Annotated in this window: 21 protein-coding genes; 9 read left to right on the plus strand and 12 right to left on the minus strand. The window is 60.1% G+C overall.

Features of this window, described 5'->3' with window-relative positions; all coding sequences use genetic code 11:
* Nucleotides 1-6: 6 nt before the first annotated feature.
* The 7 genes from I8E17_RS11005 (at nucleotide 7) to I8E17_RS11035 (ending at nucleotide 6874) form a co-directional block, all read left to right on the plus strand.
* Complete coding sequence (locus I8E17_RS11005) at nucleotides 7-930, plus strand: ABC transporter permease subunit (RefSeq protein ID WP_069612724.1); 924 nt, start codon at nucleotides 7-9, stop codon at nucleotides 928-930.
* A complete protein-coding gene (locus I8E17_RS11010) occupies nucleotides 927-1844 on the plus strand; it encodes an ABC transporter permease subunit (protein ID WP_069612725.1) in 918 nt (305 codons plus the stop codon). Before I8E17_RS11005 ends, I8E17_RS11010 begins: the two co-directional genes overlap by 4 nt.
* 1 nt (nucleotide 1845) lies before the next feature.
* Entirely contained in the window at nucleotides 1846-2841 is a 996-nt protein-coding gene (locus I8E17_RS11015) for an ABC transporter ATP-binding protein (protein ID WP_069612726.1), read from the plus strand.
* Nucleotides 2834-3820, plus strand: a complete 987-nt coding sequence (locus I8E17_RS11020) for an oligopeptide/dipeptide ABC transporter ATP-binding protein (RefSeq protein ID WP_069612727.1) — start codon at nucleotides 2834-2836, stop codon at nucleotides 3818-3820. The genes I8E17_RS11015 and I8E17_RS11020 overlap by 8 nt, the downstream gene beginning before the upstream one ends.
* 99 nt (nucleotides 3821-3919) lie before the next feature.
* Complete coding sequence (locus tag I8E17_RS11025) at nucleotides 3920-4837, plus strand: sugar kinase (protein WP_113366430.1); 918 nt, start codon at nucleotides 3920-3922, stop codon at nucleotides 4835-4837.
* Between the two features lie 123 nt (nucleotides 4838-4960).
* The gene (locus I8E17_RS11030) at nucleotides 4961-6070 is read left to right on the plus strand and encodes a glycosyltransferase family 1 protein (RefSeq protein WP_069612729.1); all 1110 of its coding nucleotides are present in this window, start codon (nucleotides 4961-4963) and stop codon (nucleotides 6068-6070) included.
* A 363-nt stretch (nucleotides 6071-6433) separates the two neighbouring features.
* Entirely contained in the window at nucleotides 6434-6874 is a 441-nt protein-coding gene (locus I8E17_RS11035; protein ID WP_069612730.1) for a MarR family transcriptional regulator, read from the plus strand.
* Between the two features lie 39 nt (nucleotides 6875-6913).
* Here the strand turns inward: I8E17_RS11035 and der are convergent, their stop codons facing one another.
* The 3 genes from der to I8E17_RS11050 all read right to left on the minus strand — a co-directional run bounded on the left by der (nucleotide 6914) and on the right by I8E17_RS11050 (nucleotide 9715).
* Nucleotides 6914-8341, minus strand: a complete 1428-nt coding sequence (der, locus tag I8E17_RS11040; RefSeq protein WP_069612731.1) for a ribosome biogenesis GTPase Der — start codon at nucleotides 8339-8341, stop codon at nucleotides 6914-6916.
* An 11-nt stretch (nucleotides 8342-8352) separates the two neighbouring features.
* The gene (locus tag I8E17_RS11045; protein WP_069612732.1) at nucleotides 8353-9036 is read right to left on the minus strand and encodes a tetratricopeptide repeat protein; all 684 of its coding nucleotides are present in this window, start codon (nucleotides 9034-9036) and stop codon (nucleotides 8353-8355) included.
* Between the two features lie 97 nt (nucleotides 9037-9133).
* Nucleotides 9134-9715, minus strand: coding sequence for an NnrU family protein (locus I8E17_RS11050; protein ID WP_069612733.1), 582 nt, complete (start codon nucleotides 9713-9715; stop codon nucleotides 9134-9136).
* Nucleotides 9716-9894: 179 nt separating this feature from the next.
* On the opposite strand from I8E17_RS11050, the gene I8E17_RS11055 reads away from it, so the two are divergent.
* The gene (locus I8E17_RS11055) at nucleotides 9895-10875 is read left to right on the plus strand and encodes a polysaccharide deacetylase (RefSeq protein ID WP_069612862.1); all 981 of its coding nucleotides are present in this window, start codon (nucleotides 9895-9897) and stop codon (nucleotides 10873-10875) included.
* Between the two features lie 188 nt (nucleotides 10876-11063).
* Here the strand turns inward: I8E17_RS11055 and sbmA are convergent, their stop codons facing one another.
* Nucleotides 11064-12329, minus strand: coding sequence for a peptide antibiotic transporter SbmA (sbmA, locus tag I8E17_RS11060; protein WP_069612734.1), 1266 nt, complete (start codon nucleotides 12327-12329; stop codon nucleotides 11064-11066).
* Nucleotides 12330-12754: 425 nt separating this feature from the next.
* Here sbmA and I8E17_RS11065 point away from each other — a divergent pair, with 425 nt between their 5' ends.
* On the plus strand, nucleotides 12755-13339 hold the full coding sequence (locus I8E17_RS11065) for a PadR family transcriptional regulator (protein ID WP_069612863.1): 585 nt from the start codon (nucleotides 12755-12757) through the stop codon (nucleotides 13337-13339).
* 114 nt (nucleotides 13340-13453) lie between these two features.
* On the opposite strand, the gene map is transcribed toward I8E17_RS11065, so the two are convergent.
* The 8 genes from map to I8E17_RS11105 form a co-directional block, all read right to left on the minus strand.
* Nucleotides 13454-14206, minus strand: a complete 753-nt coding sequence (gene map, locus I8E17_RS11070; RefSeq protein ID WP_069612735.1) for a type I methionyl aminopeptidase — start codon at nucleotides 14204-14206, stop codon at nucleotides 13454-13456.
* A gap of 137 nt (nucleotides 14207-14343) precedes the next feature.
* Nucleotides 14344-14856, minus strand: coding sequence for a GNAT family protein (locus tag I8E17_RS11075; RefSeq protein WP_069612736.1), 513 nt, complete (start codon nucleotides 14854-14856; stop codon nucleotides 14344-14346).
* Nucleotides 14857-14907: 51 nt separating this feature from the next.
* Nucleotides 14908-15336, minus strand: coding sequence for a DoxX family protein (locus tag I8E17_RS11080; protein ID WP_069612737.1), 429 nt, complete (start codon nucleotides 15334-15336; stop codon nucleotides 14908-14910).
* A gap of 30 nt (nucleotides 15337-15366) precedes the next feature.
* On the minus strand, nucleotides 15367-15837 hold the full coding sequence (locus I8E17_RS11085; protein ID WP_069612864.1) for an SRPBCC family protein: 471 nt from the start codon (nucleotides 15835-15837) through the stop codon (nucleotides 15367-15369).
* A 99-nt stretch (nucleotides 15838-15936) separates the two neighbouring features.
* Nucleotides 15937-17193, minus strand: coding sequence for an RNA polymerase sigma factor (locus tag I8E17_RS11090; RefSeq protein WP_069612738.1), 1257 nt, complete (start codon nucleotides 17191-17193; stop codon nucleotides 15937-15939).
* Complete coding sequence (locus tag I8E17_RS11095; protein ID WP_069612739.1) at nucleotides 17190-17564, minus strand: YciI family protein; 375 nt, start codon at nucleotides 17562-17564, stop codon at nucleotides 17190-17192. The genes I8E17_RS11090 and I8E17_RS11095 overlap by 4 nt, the downstream gene beginning before the upstream one ends.
* A gap of 79 nt (nucleotides 17565-17643) precedes the next feature.
* Nucleotides 17644-18558 carry an LD-carboxypeptidase gene (locus tag I8E17_RS11100; protein ID WP_229002016.1) on the minus strand — a complete coding sequence of 305 codons (915 nt, stop codon included), beginning with the start codon at nucleotides 18556-18558 and terminating at the stop codon, nucleotides 17644-17646.
* A 98-nt stretch (nucleotides 18559-18656) separates the two neighbouring features.
* A complete protein-coding gene (locus I8E17_RS11105; RefSeq protein WP_069612741.1) occupies nucleotides 18657-19460 on the minus strand; it encodes a membrane-anchored protein in 804 nt (267 codons plus the stop codon).
* Nucleotides 19461-19617: the final 157 nt, after the last annotated feature.

The raw sequence follows: 19617 nt of genomic DNA on the forward strand, positions 1-19617 counted from the left end.
AAAACCATGTTTGGCTATGCTCTCCGTCGTCTGCTGTCGACAATCCCGGTTCTGTGGATTGCCGTGACAGTGTGTTTTTTCATTCTGCGCCTCGCTCCCGGCGGCCCCTTCGATGGCGAAAGGCCATTGCCGCCGGAAGTCAAAGCCAACCTCGCGGCTCACTACAACCTCGATAAACCCCTGGTTGAGCAATACCTGATCTATGTCGGCGATGTCATGAAGGGCGACCTTGGCCCCTCCTTCGCCAATCAGGACTTCACCGTCACCCAGCAGATCATGTCCGGCTTCCCCTACACGCTGACCATTGGCGGCGCCGCTTTTGTGCTCGCAACTATCGTCGGCATCTTCATAGGCTGTCTCGGGGCGCTTTATCAAAACCGCGCGGCCGATTACTGGCTGGGCGGCGGCCTTCTCATCGGCCTGGTCATGCCGAGCTTCCTCATCGCGCCGATCCTGCAGCTCATCTTCGGCAACACGCTCGGCTGGCTGCCGGTCGGTGGCTGGGGCGACGGCTCCGTCAAGTTCCTCATCCTGCCCATCATCGTCCTGACGCTGCCGCACGCGGCACGCATCTCGCGCCTGATGCGCGGCTCGATGATCGAGGTGATGGGCCAGAACTTCATCCGGACCGCCAAGGCCAAGGGCATCGGCCCGCGACTGACGATCATGCGCCACGCGCTGAAGCCGGCCATGATGCCCGTCGTCTCCTATCTCGGACCCGCGGCAAGCTATCTGCTCACCGGTTCGCTGGTGGTCGAAAGCATCTTCGGCCTCCCCGGCGTCGGCCGCTACTTCGTCGGCGCGGCGCTGAACCGTGACTACGGCATGGTCCTCGGCACGGTCATTTTCTACATGATCCTGATCGTGGTCCTCAATCTGCTGGTCGACATCGCCTATGCCTGGCTCGATCCGAAAGTGAGAATGCGATGATCCTCAATTCCGCCAAGAGAGAATTGCTGGAAGCGGAATTGCTTTCGGCAGAAGGGCTCGCACCCAAGGGGCGTTCCCTCACAGGCGACGCGATGCGTCGTCTCCTGCGCAACAAGGCGGCGGCACTTTCGCTGGTCATACTGGCCGTGCTGGTTCTGGTCGCCATATTCGGCCCGTATTTCCTGCCCTTCAACTATGAGGATCCGGACTGGACCTCGTTCCGAGGCGCTCCAGACTTCGCCGCCGGCCACTATTTCGGTACCGACGGCAATGGCCGCGATCTTCTGGCGCGTACGCTCTACGGCACGCGCGTCTCGCTGACGGTCGCTCTCGTCGCAACGCTCGTCTCGGTCGTCATCGGCGTGCTTTACGGCGCCGTTGCCGGTTATTTCGGCGGTCGCGTCGATGCGATCATGATGCGCTTCGTCGATATCATGTACGCCCTGCCCTACGTCCTCTTCGTCATCCTGCTGATGGTGATCTTCGGCCGCAACGTCTATCTGCTCTTTGCGGCGATCGGTGCGCTGGAATGGCTCACCATGGCCCGTATCGTGCGCGGCCAGACCCTGTCGATCAAGCAGCGGGAATTCATCGAGGCCGCCCGCGCCTCGGGGCAACGATCGTTCAAGATCATCCTGAAACATATCGTGCCGAACCTCGTCGGCCCGGTCGTCATCTACGCGACGCTCACCATCCCGGAAATCATCGCGACGGAGAGCTTCCTCTCCTATCTCGGCTTCGGTGTTCAGGAGCCGCTGACGTCCCTCGGTACGCTGATTGCCGAAGGCTCTGCGGGCATGGAGACGACACCCTGGCTGCTGTTCTTCCCGGCCGGTTTCCTGGTCGCGCTGCTGATGAGCCTGCTCTTCATCGGCGACGGTCTGCGCGACGCATTCGATCCGAAGGATCGCTGACATGACAGACACACTTCTCGAACTCAAAGACTACTCGATCACCTTCCGCACGCCCGAGGGCGAAGTTGCGGCAGTCTCCAAGATGAACCTCAAGATCGGCCGCGGCGAACGCATCGCTATCGTCGGCGAGTCCGGCTCCGGCAAGAGCCAGACTTTTCTCGGCCTGATGGGCCTGCTCGCCAAGAACGGCCGCACCAGCGGCCAGGCGCTGCTCGACGGCAAGGACCTGCTGACGCTGAAGCCGCGCGAACTCGACTATGTGCGCGGCAAGGACATGGCCATGGTCTTCCAGGATCCGATGACCGCCCTCAACCCGTCGCTGCGCATCTCGCGGCAGTTGACGGAGCAGCTCGAAGTTCATGGCGGGCTTTCGGCGCGTGCCGCCTCGGCAGCGGCGCTCGATATGCTGAAGCGTGTCGGCATCCCCGACCCGACTCGCCGTTTCAACCTCTACCCGCACGAGCTTTCGGGCGGCATGCGCCAGCGCATCGTCATCGCCATGGCGCTGCTGACCAAGCCGAAGCTCTTGATAGCCGACGAGCCGACGACGGCGCTCGACGTAACGATCCAGGCGCAGATCCTCGATCTCTTCAATGAGTTGACGGCGGAAATGCATACGGCGCTCGTCATGATCACCCATGACCTCGGCGTCGTTGCCGGTCTCGCCGACCGCGTCGCCGTCATGTATGCCGGCCGCATCGTCGAGGAAGCGCCGGTCGAGGAGCTGTTCGAAAGCCCGGCCCATCCCTATACGGCGGCGCTTCACTCGGCGATCCCGAGGCCGGACCAGGATGTCGACGACCTCACCGTCATCCCCGGACGGCCGCCGAACCTGATGCACCTGCCCCGCGGCTGCGCCTTCTCGCCGCGCTGCGCCCATGTGCAGGACGACTGCCTCGACGCCGCGCCTCCGCTCGATCAGCTTTCATCGCGACGCTGTGCGGCCTGCTTCCATCCCCTTTCGGCTAATCAGGAACGGAGCCTCGTCCATGGCTGAGCAAACGCTTCTGAAGGTCGAGCATCTGACGACCGAATTCGAACTGCCGTCGAAATCCTTTTTCAAGCCGCCGATGATCCTCACGGCTGTTAACGATGTCAGCTTCGAACTGAAAACCGGCCGCACCCTCGGCATCGTCGGCGAATCCGGCTGCGGCAAGTCCACGCTCGGCCGCTCCATCCTGCGGCTGATCAAGGCGCAGAAAGGCCGCATTCTCTGGCAAGGAGGCAATCTGCTCGATCTCACCGAAGAGGAAATGCGTGCCGCCCGCCGCGACATGCAAATCATCTTCCAGGATCCGATCGCCTCGCTCGATCCGCGCATGACCGTCGGCGACATCATCGCCGAACCGCTGACCGTCTTCGAACCGAAACTGACCCGGGCGCAGCGGCAGGATCGCGTTCGCGAGATCATGGCTTCCGTCGGCCTCGTTCCGGAGATGATCAACCGTTACCCGCACGAATTCTCGGGCGGCCAGGCGCAGCGCATCGGCATTGCCCGCGCCGTCATCACCCGGCCGAAGCTCATCATCTGCGACGAGCCGGTCTCGGCGCTCGACGTCTCGATCCAGGGACAGGTCATCACGCTCCTGCGCCGTCTGCGCAAGGAGTTCGGCCTCACCTTGATCTTCATCAGCCACGACCTCTCTGTCGTGCGCCTGATCTCGGACGATGTGCTGGTGCTCTACCTCGGCAAGGTGGTGGAAGCGGGCGAAGCCGCGACGGTCTTCGATCATCCGGCTCATCCCTACACACAGGCACTGTTCTCCGCCGCGCCAATCCCCGATCCGAAGCTCGCTCGTGGCCGTGAGCGCATCCGCCTGCAGGGCGATCCGCCCTCGCCGCTTAATCCGCCGCCGGGCTGCGTCTTCTCGCCCCGCTGCTGGAAGGCGACGGATATCTGCCGCACGAAGATGCCGCCGACCGAGCATGTCCGTCCGGGTCAGACGGCGGCCTGCTATCACATGGATCGACCGTAAGTCAGGTCCAGCAAAAGTGGACGGCGGCAGCCGCCGTCCACCTTGCCCCAGCCGCCGCTTGCGCGTATGCAGCACCAAGACAAAATGCAGGAGGCAGTCTTGGGCGGGCGTTTTCTATCGATCGGCGAATGCATGGTGGAATTGTCGCAGGCCGAGGACGGACACCTGCGCAAGGGCTTTGCCGGCGACACCTTCAACACCGCCTGGTATGCCCGCGCCTGCTTGCCGGCAGACTGGTCGATCGATTATTTCACCGCACTCGGCGACGATGCCATGTCCGACGAAATGGTCGCCTTCATGGGCGGCGCCGGCATCGGCACGGCGAGCATCCGCCGCCTGCGCGGCAAGACTCCCGGCCTCTACATGATCAATTTGAAGGATGGCGAACGCTCCTTCAGTTACTGGCGCGATAGCTCCGCCGCCCGCCAGCTTGCGGCCGATGGCGATGCCCTGCGCGCTGCAATCGAAGCCTCTGACGTCCTTTATTTCTCAGGCATCACGTTGGCGATACTGCCGCGTGAAGACGCCTTCACGCTGCTCGCAGAACTGCGTCGCGCCAAGGCTGCCGGCAAGCTGGTCGCCTTCGATCCGAACCTGCGCCCTCGCCTGTGGTCCAGCCTCGACGCCATGCACACCATGATTTCGGAAGGTGCGCGCGCCGCAACGCTCGTCATGCCGAGCTTCGATGATGAAGCCGTGCATTTCGGCGACGATTCGATTCCCGCCACCATCCGCCGTTACCGGCAGTACGGAGCCCGGATGATCGTCGTCAAGAACGGCGCCGAGGGCGCGACCATCGGCGATGATACCGATGAGACCCTCGTCCCGGCGGTCAAGGTCGCCAAGGTCGTCGACACCACCAGCGCCGGCGACAGCTTCAATGGCGCATTTCTGGCTCACTATCTGCAGCATCAGGATGCGGTCGCTGCCGCCGGCTTCGCAGCCAAGATCGCGGCAAAGGTCATTCAGGAATATGGCGCGCTCGTCTCGCCCGAGAAGCTGAAGTCCATCCGCTAAACGCTGTAATATTTCCATCATGGACACCCCCCACAATAGAGTGGGCGCGGGAATCATGTTTGAAACACCGCAATCGCTGGCACCGTCATCATGAGGATGCGGTGCGGATGGACTGTTTTGGGCATGTTGCAACGCTTGTCAGACATCGATCAAACCACCTGGACGCAGGCGGCGACACCTGTCGCAGTACCCGAACGGCTGCTCATCGTCAGCGATGCCTGGCATCCACAGGTCAACGGCGTGGTCCGCTCGATCGAGAACACCAATCGCGAACTTACGCGCATGGGCGTCGAGGTTTCGATGATCACGCCGGACGGCTTTCGCAATATCCCCTGCCCGACCTACCCGGAAATCCGGCTTTCGATCGCCAGCTACCGCAAGATCGCCGCAAGAATAGAAGCACTCCGACCGACTTATGTCCACATCGCTACGGAGGGTCCCCTCGGGCTCACGGCCAGGCGCTGGTGCCTGAGAAATGGTATGCCGTTTTCGACCAGCTACCATACCCGCTTTCCTGAATATGTGGCCGCGCGTTTGCCGATACCGGAGAGTTGGCTCTACGCCTTCGTCAAATGGTTTCACAATGCCGGCTATGGCTGCATGGTGGCGACACCAAGCCTTGCGAGCGAGCTTAAACTGCGCGGCATTCGCAATCTGCTGCCCTGGAGCCGTGGCATAGATTCCCGCCTCTTCCGCCCCCAACCACTTGACGACAACCCCTTCGGCCTGCCCCGCCCCATCTTCATGACTGTCGGCCGCGTCGCGCTGGAGAAGAACCTGCCCGCCTTCCTCGATCTCGACCTGCCTGGATCGAAAGTGGTGGTGGGCGATGGGCCCGCCCGGGCCGAACTGCAGAAGCTCTATCCTGATGTCCATTTTCTGGGGGCGAAATTCGGTGAGGAATTGGCGCATGCCTATTCGCAGGCCGACGTCTTCGTCTTCCCGTCCAAGACCGATACCTTTGGCAACGCCATTCTGGAAGCGCTCGCGAGCGGCGTTCCGGTCGCCGCCTACCCCGTCACCGGCCCCGCGGATATTCTGGGAGGAAACAGGGCTGCCGGCGTCGTAGATGCCGATCTAGCAACGGCCTGCCTCGCCGCACTCTCTTGCTCCCGCGATGCCGCGCGCACGCTGGCACTGAACTATTCCTGGGAGGCGGCGACGGCGCAATTCATCGGCAATGTCAGGATTGCCAATCACCGAGGCCGGCTGCACGTCCACAACAAGCGTTGAATCCCGGACGATCGGCACCATCAGTGAAGTTGCAGCTCCGGCCTTACATGCCGTCAACGATCACCGCGCTGCCCTGACGGCATAGCATAGCCCTGCATGAGGATTGGATAGCTGCGTCTTATCCGGCACGATGAAGCCCGCATCGAACAATGGCGCGAAGAACGTCATTTGATTCTTATCTTTGGACCACCATTTATGCCACTCGATCACCATGGCATTGATCGACCCGAAAAGACCGTGCCTCGCCGGAGCCTCAGTAAGCTGCCTTTCCAAAAACGGAAGAAACCCGTAGCTCAGGCATAAATTTGGGTGTACAATTATTTATCGCACGATCTACATTAGACCTCTCAGGGAGTACTTGAGATGACCCACGACCCGTTAAAGCTGGATAACTTCATCTGCTTCGCACTCTATTCGGCGAACCATGCGATGAATCGTCTCTATAAACCGATGCTGGACGCGCTCAATCTTACCTATCCGCAATATCTCGTCATGGTGACACTATGGGAGGAAGACGGCCAGACCGTTGGCGGCATCGGTGAAAAGCTGTTTCTGGAATCAAGCACGCTGACACCGCTCTTGAAGCGCCTGGAAGCAGCCGGCTTCATCAAGCGTATCCGCAGCAAGGAAGATGAGCGCCAGGTGCTGATTCAACTGACCAGTGAAGGCAAGGCCCTGAAGAAGAAGGCCGCAACCGTTCCCCCTTGCATTCTCGACGCCACCGAGCAGACAGTGGACGAACTGGCACGGCTGAAGGCGGAAATCACGACGTTGCGCGAGGCACTCAGCAGGAATGCCGCCTGATTGAAGCGCGCCCATCTCCCGATGGGGCGCTTCGGCGAGTTACCGCTTCTTTTTGTTCTCGTAGGGATTTTCCGACGAGCGGAAATGAATGCGGATGGGCACGCCCGGCATGGAGAAGTCCTGACGAAGGCCATTAATCAGATAGCGCACATAGGACTCCGGCAGCGCATCCGAACGGGTGCAGGAAATCATGAAGGCCGGCGGCCGCGCCTTTACCTGCGTCATGTATTTCAGCTTGATGCGGCGGCCGGAAACGGCCGGTGGCGGATGCTGAACCTGCTGCGTCTCGAGCCAGCGGTTGAGGCGCGCGGTCGAAACACGCTTGTTCCAGACTTTGTCGGTATCGACGATCGCTTGCATCAGGCGATCAAGCCCCTCGCCCGTCTGGCCGGCAATCGGTATGGCGCGAATGCCCCGCGCCTGCGGCAATAACCGGTCGGTCTTTTCGCGCAGATCGGCGAGCACGGCTTGGCGATCCTCGATCATGTCCCACTTGTTGAAAGCGAGCACGGCGGCACGCCCCTCGCGGATCACGAGATCGACGATCTGCAGATCCTGCTTCTCGAAGGGAATGGTCGCATCGAAGACGATAACGACGGTTTCGGCGAAACGGATGGCGCGCAGCGTGTCGGCGACCGAAAGCTTCTCCAGCTTCTCGGTGACCTTCGCCTTGCGGCGCATTCCGGCGGTATCGAACATTTTGACGGTACGGCCCCGCCAGCTCCAGTCGACGGAGATGGAATCGCGGGTGATGCCGGCTTCCGGGCCGGTCAGCAGCCTGTCTTCGCCAAGGAAGCGGTTGATGAGCGTCGACTTACCGGCATTCGGACGGCCGACGATCGCCACGCGCAACGGGCGCGTCTCGTCATAGGCGGGCTCTTCGTCGATCTCTTCGCCATCTTCGCCGACGGCAGGACGCGGAATACTTACATTCGTCTCCGCCTCGTCTTCCTCGTCCCCGAAGGCACGTTCGGGCCCGATCGCCTCGACGATCGCGTCGCGCAGATCCATCATGCCCTGGCCGTGTTCAGCCGAGATCGGGCAAGGCTCGCCAAGGCCGAGCGTATAGGCATCGTAGAAGCCGCTGTCGGAGCCGCGCGCTTCGGATTTGTTGGCAACGAGCACCACGGGCCGGCCACGCTTGCGCAGCATTTCGGCAAGCGTCTTGTCGACATGGGTCAGGCCCATCTTGGCATCGACGACGAACAGCGTCAGGTCGGCCTCGTCGATCGCCGCCTCTGTCTGAGCGCGCATACGGCCCTGAAGCGATTCATCCTGAGCCTCTTCAAGACCGGCGGTGTCAACGATGCGAAAACGGAGATCGATCAGCTTCGCATCGCCGGGACGACGGTCACGCGTGACGCCCGGCGTATCGTCGACGAGCGCCAGCTTCTTGCCAACCAGCCGGTTGAACAGCGTGGACTTGCCGACATTCGGGCGACCGACGATCGCGACCGTAAAACTCATTGAGCGATCCTTCAGCCTTTTGCGACCGGAGCCTTGCCGGATGCAGTGATGAGATCGAGCAGCATCTGGGCACGGTTGGCAACATTGCGCGGGCTCTGCGGATCGTCGACGATCGCCTGGAACCACTGCCGGGCCTTGGCGAAATCGCCGGCCTTGTAAGCGGCAAGGCCGAGAACGTCGCGCGCCGAATGGCGGAAGGCATCAGCGGGGACGGCCAGTTCCTGAGCTTCGGCGGCGACCTGATCGTAGGTACCGGTATCGACGAGAAGGTAGGCAGCACGCAGGCGGGCCGCATTACGGATAACGACCGGAAGATCCGCCTGCTTGCCGACCGCCGAGAAGGTGGCGATGGCAGCGGCCTTGTCCCCCTTCTGCGCCTGCAGCGTCGCGGCGCGCAGGCGGGCCAACACCGGATAGGAGCCGGGGCCGCTCTTTTCGATGGCGGCGAATGCGGCCAGCGCTTCATCCGTCTTGTTTTGATCGGCAAGCGTCAGCGCGGCAATGAACTGATCGCCACCGCTGCCGGCCTGATTGCCGGCCCAATAGCGATAGCCGCTATAGGCTGCGGTGCCAAGGACGACGAGCACGGCAGCACCGATGATGAGCTTGCCGAAACGACGCCATATGAACCGCAGCTGGTCCGAGCGCAGTTCCTCGTTCACCTCGCGGATGAAGCTATCGTCATTGAATGCCATTCTTGTCTCCGGCCCAGGCCAAATAGTTCAAAGCTTAGGTTTAGTGGGGCCTTCTACTCCATTTTGCGTCTGATGTAAGGGGGAATGGCAGAAATCGTCACATAACGAACGGCGAAACCCCGATAATCCACGCATGAAGCTTCCAAATGATCAAGGCCCAGATAATAACGCCGATAACGATCGCATAAAGATCGTATTTCCCCGAAACGAACGGACGCAGGGTAATTTCGCCGGCCCGCTCGCGCCGTTTCAGCGAAATGCGCAGAATCACTCCCCAGGCGAGGAAGGCGGCAAAAAGCAATATCGCCGCTCCATCGCCATTCGACAGGAGATGCGCCAACGCCCAGATCTTCACCGACAGCACCATCGGATGCTTGGTCCTGACCGCGATATGCCCCGCTGGCAGCAGCGAGGCGACAAGACAGATCAGGGCGAAGAGCATCAGCAGGATGGTGATGTGGCTCATCCAGAATGGCGGCGTCCAGATCGGGGTCATGTCGCGCGCCTGACCGAAGCCGTAGATCAGAATGACCAGCGCCACAATGCTGGCAATCGAATAGGCACCCTTCCAGCCGCCCTCGCCCAAACGCGCGATCATCGAGCTTCTGAGGCCGGGGGCAACAACACGGACCAGATGGAGGCCGAGAAAGAGAACAATGCCGAGAATGAGCAATGCCATGGATGAAATCCTTTATGGTCTTGTAGTCACATCCTTATCGGCTGCCGCAAAAAAATGCCAGCATCACCGCAGCTTCGCCGCAATTGCGCGAAAGGAAGGAAGCGATCCTGAGCGCGCTATCCGATATCGCTGGACGATTCCTGGCAAGCCGTGCTCGACGCAATCAATATTCGGTACCCATGTTTCGCTTTGCTACCTGTCTCTCCGTCGCCATTTCCTTAGCGCTCCCCGTCGCCGCCCAGGCCGATGACAAGCCCAAGCAACTCGTCATGATCTCCTTCGACGGTGCTCATGACAATGCGCTATGGACCAAGAGCCGCGAGATCGCTTCGCGCAATGGCGCCCATTTTACCTATTTTCTTTCCTGCACCTTTCTCATGAACAAGACGCAGGCCAAGGCCTATCAGGGGCCGAAGCAGCGGCCAGGCAAATCCAACGTCGGCTTCGCCAAGAGCGAGGACGATGTGCGCACACGCATCGCCAACATCTGGGGCGCCCATCAGGAGGGCCATGACATCTCAAGCCATGCCTGTGGCCATTTTGACGGCAAGGGCTGGAGTGCTGCCGACTGGAAACAGGAATTCATGAATGCGCGGATCGCGCTTCGCGACGCCTGGAAGAATGTCGGCCTTGCCGACAAGGAGCCCCAGGGTTGGGAAGATTTCGCGACGAACGACGTCAAAGGATTCCGCGCGCCCTATCTCTCCACCAGCGATGGCCTCGTGCCAGCGGAGAAGGAGATGGGTTTCCAGTATGATGCAAGCCTGATCACCAAAGGCCCTGCACTGCCGCAGGTCGTCGACGGCATCTATCGCTTCGGTCTGCCATTGATCCCCGAAGGTCCCGAACATCGCCTGGTCATCGGCATGGACTACAATCTCTATGTCCGCCACTCCAAGGGCCTAGAAGACAAGGCCAATGCCAAGACCTATGAAGACCGCACCTTCGATGCCTTCGAAGCCGCCTTCAACAAGCAATATGACGGTGAGCGCATTCCGCTGCAGCTCGGTTTCCATTTCGTCGAAATGAATGACGGCGCCTATTGGCGCGCCCTCGACCGCTTCGTCAGCGGTGTCTGCCACAGGCAGGATGTTGCCTGCGTCAGCTATTCCGAAGCGATTCCATTGCTTGCGGCAAGAGGCAAGCCGCAGCAGGGGTGAGGAGCGGTCAGGCGAACCCCGAGCCATCGATCCAGTGAATCGATTGTCGCAACGAAAACCCCTTCGGCGGCTCATAATGCAAAAGCGAAGGACCCGCGGTGCGGCAAAGAGAAGTCCTTCCGTTGCCTCTAAAACCTAAAACCAACCTCCTCCCATTGAAAAAGGCTCCGTTTCCGGAGCCTTATTCGTCAGCCATCCGCGTGAATGACGCCCGCTTCGCGCTCCAAATAGCGCTGATCGATCGGTGGCAGCGGCTCGTCATAGATAGCAGCCTCGAAGGCCTTCAGACGCTTGTGGATCGACAGAAGCTCGATGATCGTCGTCCAGGAGCTGACGAGATACTGGAAGGAGTTGCTGACCTGGCCGAAGGCCGTGGCGATCTGCTGCCAGATGCCGAGCGTGATCTTGTGCGCGACGAAAGTCGGCACCAGCACGAAATAGAGGAAGATCGCATCGAGCTGGCCGTAGGAATAGCGAGCGACGTTAAAATAGGCGTAATGGAAGTACATGCGGAAATAGTTGCGGCGAACGTGTGAGAAGAGTTCCGCCACGGTGGGCGGCTGTGCGCGGTCTTCGCGATCCTCGCCGTAGACAAGCTCTTTTCGGTAGGCTGCCTCGACGCGCTGATTGCGGAAGTTCAACCCCGGAAGCTTGATCCCGAAGAGCGCAAGCAGGAACGTACCGAATACCGACCAAATCAGCGCCAGCCAAACGAGCGAGTAAGGAATTGCGCCGATAATCGGCAGATCGGTCACGAATTTCGACAGTTCCAACAGAATCGGCAGGAAGACGATGAGCGTCATGACGGAACCGATCAGGCTGACACCGAGCCCTTCGAGGTTGGTCGCAAAACGCATCGTATCTTCCTGGACGCGCTGCGATGCGCCTTCGATGTGCCTAAGCTTCTCCCATTTCGACATGTAGAAATTGTTCATCGCCCAACGCCAGCGGAAGAGATAGTGGCTTAGGAAAAACGATGAAATGACACTGACCGCGACGCCCACCAGACCGAGCTGCGTGAACGCCCATAACAATCCGTAGAAATCCCCATCCGTAACGCCGGGCTTTCCGCCGAGCGCATTTTGCAGGAGGTCAAAGAAAGGCCGGCGCCATACGTTCACCGCTACGTCGATCTGAACACCGAAATAGGTGATGAAGACGATGAAAGCGGAGCCCCACACCGACCAGACGATCCAGGGATTGCTCTTCGAAATCACATGCCAGAAACCGCAAAAGACTGCGGCGCAGAGAATAAAGTAAAGGTAAAACAAGAAATTAGTAGGAGCAACGAAGAACGCTGCCCCGACCGGCTGCTGTTCTTCCGACATCGGTGGATAGCCCATGGACGCCACGACATGCGCACCAGCAAAATACCATAGGAAGACGCAAACGAGCGCCCAGACGACCGCTGAGGAAAAAAACAATCTCGGATTCGGGAAGAAAGAATGAAACACGACGGTTAGGCTTCCTGTTGGTTCGAACGACCGCAATGGCGTCAATTTGTGGCGAGCCTAGGACAGTTCGCCGGGAGCGGCAACCGCCAGTGACCTATTCTTACGTAGATGTAATCGCTTATCCCACGATCGTGATGCAGTTGTTCAGCGGCGAATTTTCACCCATTGGACGAACTCTTCCCCTATGCGGCCGCACTTCTCTTCCAATCCATCTCGTTCGCAAACCGCCTCTCTTGCAAGATGATGTCTTACGATATATATCTTACGACATGACTAACGATATAAACTCTCACCCTTCAAGGAGAAACGATATGAGAGGTTTTAGAGATCGCCACATGTTCGGAGATGGCTTTGACATCGTCGAAGCATATATCCTACGACACGGTCGAGGCCGTGAATCGCGCGGCGAGCATAGGAGAGACTTCATGAGAGGCTTCAAGGGCGGCATGTTCGGCGGCGGGTTTCGCACCGGCCGCAAGTTCGATGCGGCCGATCTGCAGCTCATCATCCTCGCTTTGCTCTCCGAACAGCCGCGCCACGGCTATGAGCTGATCAAGACCTTCGAGGAGCGCTCCGGCGGCTTTTATGTGCCGAGCCCGGGCGTCATCTACCCGGCGCTGACCTATCTCGAAGAGACCGGCCAGGCCGAAGTCGAGGTGAGCGGCACGAAAAAGCTCTACCGCATCACCGAAAGCGGCCAGAAGCGCGTCGACGACAACCGCGATCTGGTCGAGGTGACACTCGCCAAGCTCACGTCCATCGGCGAGAAAATGGCCCGCGTCCGCGAGGTTTTCGGCGGTGAAGACGAGGATGGCCGCGACAATCCTTTCGATCGCCATGGCAGCGGCGATGTGCATCGCGCCCGCCACCTGCTGCGCTCCGCGCTTCGTTCGAAGTTCCCATGGAGCAAGGCCGAAGGCGCACGCATCGCGGCAATCCTCGAGCGCGCCGCCGCCGATATCATCCGCGGCGAAACGAAGGGCCAGGACGAGCCGAAGGCTGACGATTGAGCTACGGCATGTCGCGCAAAAGTGCGCAGCGGTTTTGCGATAACGACATGGGCAAAATTAGACACCTGAAGCGCATGGCACGAAACTGAAAGACTCGCGACGCGCTTCAGGACGTCAGGCGTCCGGCAATGTCAGGATGACCGGCCCGTTGCGGGTAGCGATGATCGTGTGTTCGTACTGGACCGTGGGAGCCTGGGGATCGGCATAGAGCGTCCACGCGTCGTCGCCGCCCTCTGCCCAGGTTGCACCGAGCGACAGAAATGGCTCGACGGTAAAAACCAGGCCATCGTCCATGATCCGGGTCTCGGAAGGGTCCGCCCAGGTGGAAACCTCGGCGGGCTCTTCGTGTAGCGAGCGACCGATGCCATGACTGGCAAGATTGGCAATCAAAGTATAGCGGTTCTTCTGCGCAAAGGCGCCGACGGCCTGCCCGATCTTCGCAAGCGGCGCACCGCTCTTCACCTGATTGAGCCCGACCCAGAGCGCCCTCTTGCCGTCCCGGCAAAGGCGCTCGATCTTCGGCTTGACCGGCGGCACGGTAAAGGACGCGCCGGTATCGGAGAAGAAGCCATCCTTCTCGGCCGATACATCGAGATTGACCAGATCTCCCGCCTTGATAATACGTGGGCCTGGAATGCCATGAGCCACTTCCTCGTTGACGCTGATGCAGGTCGCGCCGGGGAACTTGTAAACCAGTTCCGGCGCCGATTGCGCGCCGGCATCCTCCAGGACCTTCCGGCCGATGGCATCGAGTTCCAGCGTGGTGATGCCCGGCTCCAGTGCCGCGGCCATGGCCTGCAACGCGTTGGCGCAGATGCGGCCGATATCTTTCAGCTTTGTCAGTTCTTCTTCGGTCGAAACGATCATTTACGGCTTCCGGCACCCTCGCACCCTCGGCAAGTGCGGCGAGAGGCTCAAGGTGGCTTTCGCCCCTTCCCTCCGCACAGTCAATGTCTTTGTGAGGTTTTCCGTCAGATAGCGCAGCTTTCGAATTCTAAAAGCGGTCACGACCGGGGATCATCGGACAACAATGCCCAGCGTTCATGATCGCACCAGACGCCGCCGATTTTCAAATATTTGGGCGAGAACCCTTCCTTGCGGAAGCCGAGCCGTTTGACCAGCGCAATGGACGGATGGTTGCCCGGCTGGATGTTGGCCTCCACGCGATGCAGGCCCACCGCATCGAAGGCGTGCGCGACGGCCAGACGAACCGCTTCAGTCATGAACCCCTGACCGGCGAAACCCACCATGCCGTGATAGCCGAGAAAGGCGCTGCGAAAACCTCCCCAGACCATCTGGCTGATATTGACGACGCCGACGATGCCGCCCGAACCGGGGTCGCGCGCCACCAGCCCGATGTTCGGCCCCGTCACCGTCTGACCGAACCACGCGTCGAAACCGTCGCGATCAAGGAAGGGATAGGCCCAGGGCGCATGGTGCGCGCGGCTCGCGATATTGGCGGCGATCAGCTCGTCCGCATCCGATTGCCTAACCGGCGCGATGATCACTTGCGGCATGGCTCGCTCCGTCCTTATTGAGGAGCGAGCCTTACCAAATCGAAGCCGAAATCAAAAGCTTCGCTGAAAGAACGGAATCATTTTCCGAACCGCTTCATAACGAAGGTAAAGTCCGCCCCAGGCGATCACTCCGAGATAAACGCCGAACAGCAGATGCGAGAAGATCGGGCTGCCGACCCGTAAGTGTGTCGCAATCGCCCCACCGAGCAGGCCCGTCAGCAGGATGGCGCCGAGAACCGACGTTCTCGGGATCGCATAGAGAATGGCGCAGCCGAGCGTGATGATGCCGAGCAGCCGCGCAAGTGCCGGATCGGCCGAATAGCCAAGCCCCGCCATCGTCTCGGTGACGACCGGAAGCGGAACAAGCTTGATCGCGCCGTCGAACAGCAGGAAGGCGATGACCAGTCCGCTCAGGATCATGCCGGCCACGCGCTGCGCGCGCGTGACCGAAGGCAAAGATGAATCAACAGCATAGGACATTGTCATATCCCCCGGAATTGAATCGGAAATTCAGATCTTGGCTGCCAGTGCTGCGAGCTGCTCGGCGCACTGGCCCCATCCCTGATGGAAGCCCATCTTCTCATGCGCCTCGCGATCCTCCGCGGACCAATGCAGAACCGTCGCAGTATAACGGGTCTTGCCACTGTCGAGCTCGTCGAGCTGGATCGTCACGACCATGAAGGGCTTTGCCGACGGCACCCAGGCGCTGGTGAAGGCATCTGTGAAGACGAGCCGCTCATTGGGAACGATTTCCAGATAGACGCCGTTGCCCGGATAATCCTCGCCTTCTGGGCTGCGCATGGTGATCGAGCTTGAGCCTCCGGCACGAGCGTCGACGCTGGCGGCCGATACCGTCCATGGCAGCGGTGCAAACCATTGTTTCAAGAGCTCCACTTCGGTCCAGCAACGGAAGATCTTGTCCCGTGGCGCGTCGATGACGCGGGTCAGGGAAAGCTCATGGCGTTGGCTCTGTTCAGTCATATCTTGCTCCTCTTTATTGTTTGACACGGCCTGCTCGGCCCATACTCGAATGACGTTCGAGACGGTCATTTCCCGACAGCGAAGACGCAGGTTTTTCGATTATTTTGCAGCGGCAACAGCATCCGCGCTCAGACGATCGAGCTGATAACGGATATGGGCTGCCTCGGCAGGCGAACGGGCGAGCGCGATCGCTCTGTCGAAGGCGACGCGCGCTTCCTGCGCGCGGCCGAGCTGTGCAAGCAAGCCGCCCCTCACCCCATGAAAATAGAAATAGCTGTCGAGCTGCGCTTCCAGCGGCGCAATCAACGCCAGAGCCGCCTCCGGCCCCTTGAGCTTCGAGAGCGCGACCGAGCGGTTGAGTGTGACGACCGGTGACGGCGTCAGCCGCTCCAGCATCTGATAGAGAAGGTCGATCTCTTCCCAATCCGTATCGGCGGCGCGCTTCGCCCTTGAATGCAGCGCTGCAATTGCCGCCTGCACCTGATAGGGGCCAGGCTTGCGGTGACGGATCGCCTTGTCGAGCAGCGCCAGCGCCTCGTCGATCAGCGTCCCATCCCAAAGCGAACGATCCTGATCTTCCAGAAGGATGATCTGTCCGTTGGCATCGAACCTGGCGTCCTTGCGCGATTGCTGCAGGAGCATCAGTGCCAGCAGCGCCATGGTTTCCGGCTCGGAGGGAAAGATCCGCAACAGCAGCCGTCCAAGACGAATCGCCTCGTCGGCGAAGGCTGCCGCCTCACGATGCGTTCCGCCGGCAGAATAGCCTTCGTTATAGATGAGGTAGATCATGGCGCTTACAAGCGCCAGCCGCTCACTCCGCTCCACTGCACCCGGCGTCTCAAAAGGGACACCTGCAGCAGCAACACGCGCCTTAGCTCTTGTAATGCGCTGCTCCATGGCGGTCTCGCTGACGAGGAAGGCGCGGGCGATCTGCTGCACCGAGAGGCCGGAAACGATACGCAACGCCAGCGCGATCTGTTGCGTCGCCGGCAAATCCGGATGGCAGCAGATGAACAGCAGCCGAAGGATGTCGTCACGATAGCCCGACCCATCGAGCCGCTCCGCCAGATCGCTCTCCGCATCACTTGTATCGGAGATCGCCTCCTCGTCCGGCAGGCTCTGCAATTTCGCCTGCTTGCGCACCGTATCGATGCCGCTATTGCGGCCAACAAAGATCAGCCAGGCAACGGGGTCGCGCGGCGGCCCCTTGTCGGGCCAGGTCTTCAAGGCCCTGAGGCAGGCCTCCTGAAAGGCCTCCTCGGCGGTGTCGAGATTGCGGAAATAGCGCAAAAGCGCGCCCATCACCTGGGGTCGGGCGTTGGTAAGCGCAATGTCGATCCAGGCAATGTCGGTCATGTTGTAACGGCTCCCGGCCGGAAGACGTAAAGCGGACGGATTTCATAGGAGCCGACGCCGGGATTGGCCGCGGCAAGCTCCTTCGAAAAACCGATGGCCTCGTCCAAAGTTTCGAAATCGATGACGTAGAAACCGAGCAACTGCTCCTTCGTTTCCGCAAAGGGACCGTCGATCACGATCGGTTCGTTCTTGCCCTTGCGCAGGGTCGTTGCCGCCGTCGTCGGCATCAACCGTGCTACGGGGCCGAGCTTGCCAGCCTTTGCCAGCGGCTCCTGCACGGCAATCAACCGTGCCATCGTCGCGTCTTCCTGTTCCTTGGACCAGGCAAACACGGTGTCTTCGTCATTGTAGCATAGGATCGCGTAAAGCATTGAGATTCCCTTCTCCCTTTAAAGACGAAGGAATATCACCTGCACCGACAGGCTACGTCAAAAAAATATCGAAGGGACGTCAGGCTTTCCCACGCCGGATCGCCAGGATACCGGCCTCGGCATCAAGCTCCGCCACAGCGCCGATAAAAACGCTTGCCGGGCTATCGCCATGCCCGAGCGGCAAGCCGCCGAGGATCGGCACTTTCAGTTCGGCCAGATGTTCACGCAGGATGTCGATCACCGAATAAGGGCGGTCGAACTCGAAGTCAGTAAACTGGCCAATAGCGACCCCTGCCAAACCATCCAGATGCCCGGCCTTGCGCAGCATGGTCATCTGGCGGTCCACCTGACCAGGATACAGACCGATGGCCTCAAGCAGCAGGATGGTACCGTGCATATCCGGCAGCGCCCAGCCGGCCGATGCCGCCACCATATCCAGATTGCCCCCAATCAGCCGACCCTCGGCCGTTCCTTCTGTCGTCAACCGCGAGGTCGGCTCTTCCGTGCGCGCGGCAATGATGATGTCCCCGGTTGTCATCACTGCTTGTCGCAGCGAGTCATGTGTATAGGGGCTAACGCTCTCCCCACCGGGCCCGATAGAAAAAGCGCCGTGAATGCCGACTTGATGGCAATGCCTCAGCAGGATCAAATGCAATGTAGTGATATCGCTGAAGCCGATAACGAATTTCGGATCACGCCGCGCCGCGGTAAAATCGAGCTGATCGGCGATGCGATAAGATCCCTTGCCGCCACGCGTGGTGAAGATCGCCCGCACATCGGCATCGCGAAGTGCGGCGTTAAGGTCCGACAGCCGCTCTTCGTCCGTGCCAGCAAGATAATTCCACTTGCGGAAGGCATACTCACCGAAATCGACGGAAAGCCCCCAGCCTTTCAGGATTTCGGCATGCCTCAGAACCATATCCCTGTCGGGTGAACTTGCTGGCGACACAAAGCGCACCTTCTCGCCCGGCCGTAGCGGCGGCGGCATCAGCATTGGACCGACCTCTGCGCATCGAGTGATTCTATGCTGCGATCTTGGCACGGAATCACGATAAGCGTCAGCTACAGATTGACCGTCGGCGAGCCCTTATCTCAAGGGTTGATAACGGCCTCAGCCGTTATCGGTGCCGGTCGCTTGCCCTTGGCATCGGCTTCGACTGTCCGGCCGGCCTTCACCTTGCCTGTCCATAACGGCAGGCCGATGGATTGCGACACGGCCGGGTCGCTTGTGAACACCGGATAGCCGCGTTCCAAAAGCCGTTCGAGAACCTCGCGGTCCTTGCGCACATGCAGCCGGGCGAGATTTTCCTGATTGTAGACGTGCCCGCCGGAATCGGGATTGATGCCGGTGATGATCACTTCGGTTGCGCCGTTATAGATCGCGAAGAGCACGGCATTGATGCCGTTCGAGCATTTGTCGTCGGCGCCGAGTTCGCTGCACTTCACCCCGCCGACCCGGTCGAGCAGGGCCATGCGCTTGTAGCGATCGACGATTTCCAGCTTGTCGTAGCTGTAATTGAACCTCCGCAGCCCCTCTTCCAGCCGCTCACGCTCTTTCCGCCAGAGGAGGACGTAGAGCATTTTGGTCCGTTCACCGTTCAGGACGCGGCGCACCTCGACGGCATTGGTGTTCGTGCCTTCGATCTGGTTGAACTGGACGAGCGTCACGTCGGGCGCCTCAATCCCCCAGCCCTTCGTCACCATCTGCGAACCGTTGATGGTGATAACCTTGAAGCTCTCATCGAAATCCACCGGCTTGTTCGAAACCGGCGCCGAGCCGACGACCAGAACAGGCCCATCGAACCGCTCGGCCAGCATTGGCGGCTTCGGCCGGGTCAGATGATATTTGATCTGCCGGTAGTAGTGTTTCTTCAGTTCGGAAAATTGAGCAGCCATTATTCGCTTTATCGTCACTTGAGAAGGCGTCCGCCCTCAAAAGGCGCGGTCCGGCGAAATGCGGCCCAGAATCCTCCCGGAGCCACGAACAAGACGAGTATCGCTGCGCGCACTTATATAAGCAAAATAAAGAAATCTTACACGATATAACCTGGGG

The sequence above is a fragment of the Rhizobium sp. AB2/73 genome (genome assembly GCF_020871915.1).
GTDB lineage: Bacteria > Pseudomonadota > Alphaproteobacteria > Rhizobiales > Rhizobiaceae > Rhizobium > Rhizobium dioscoreae.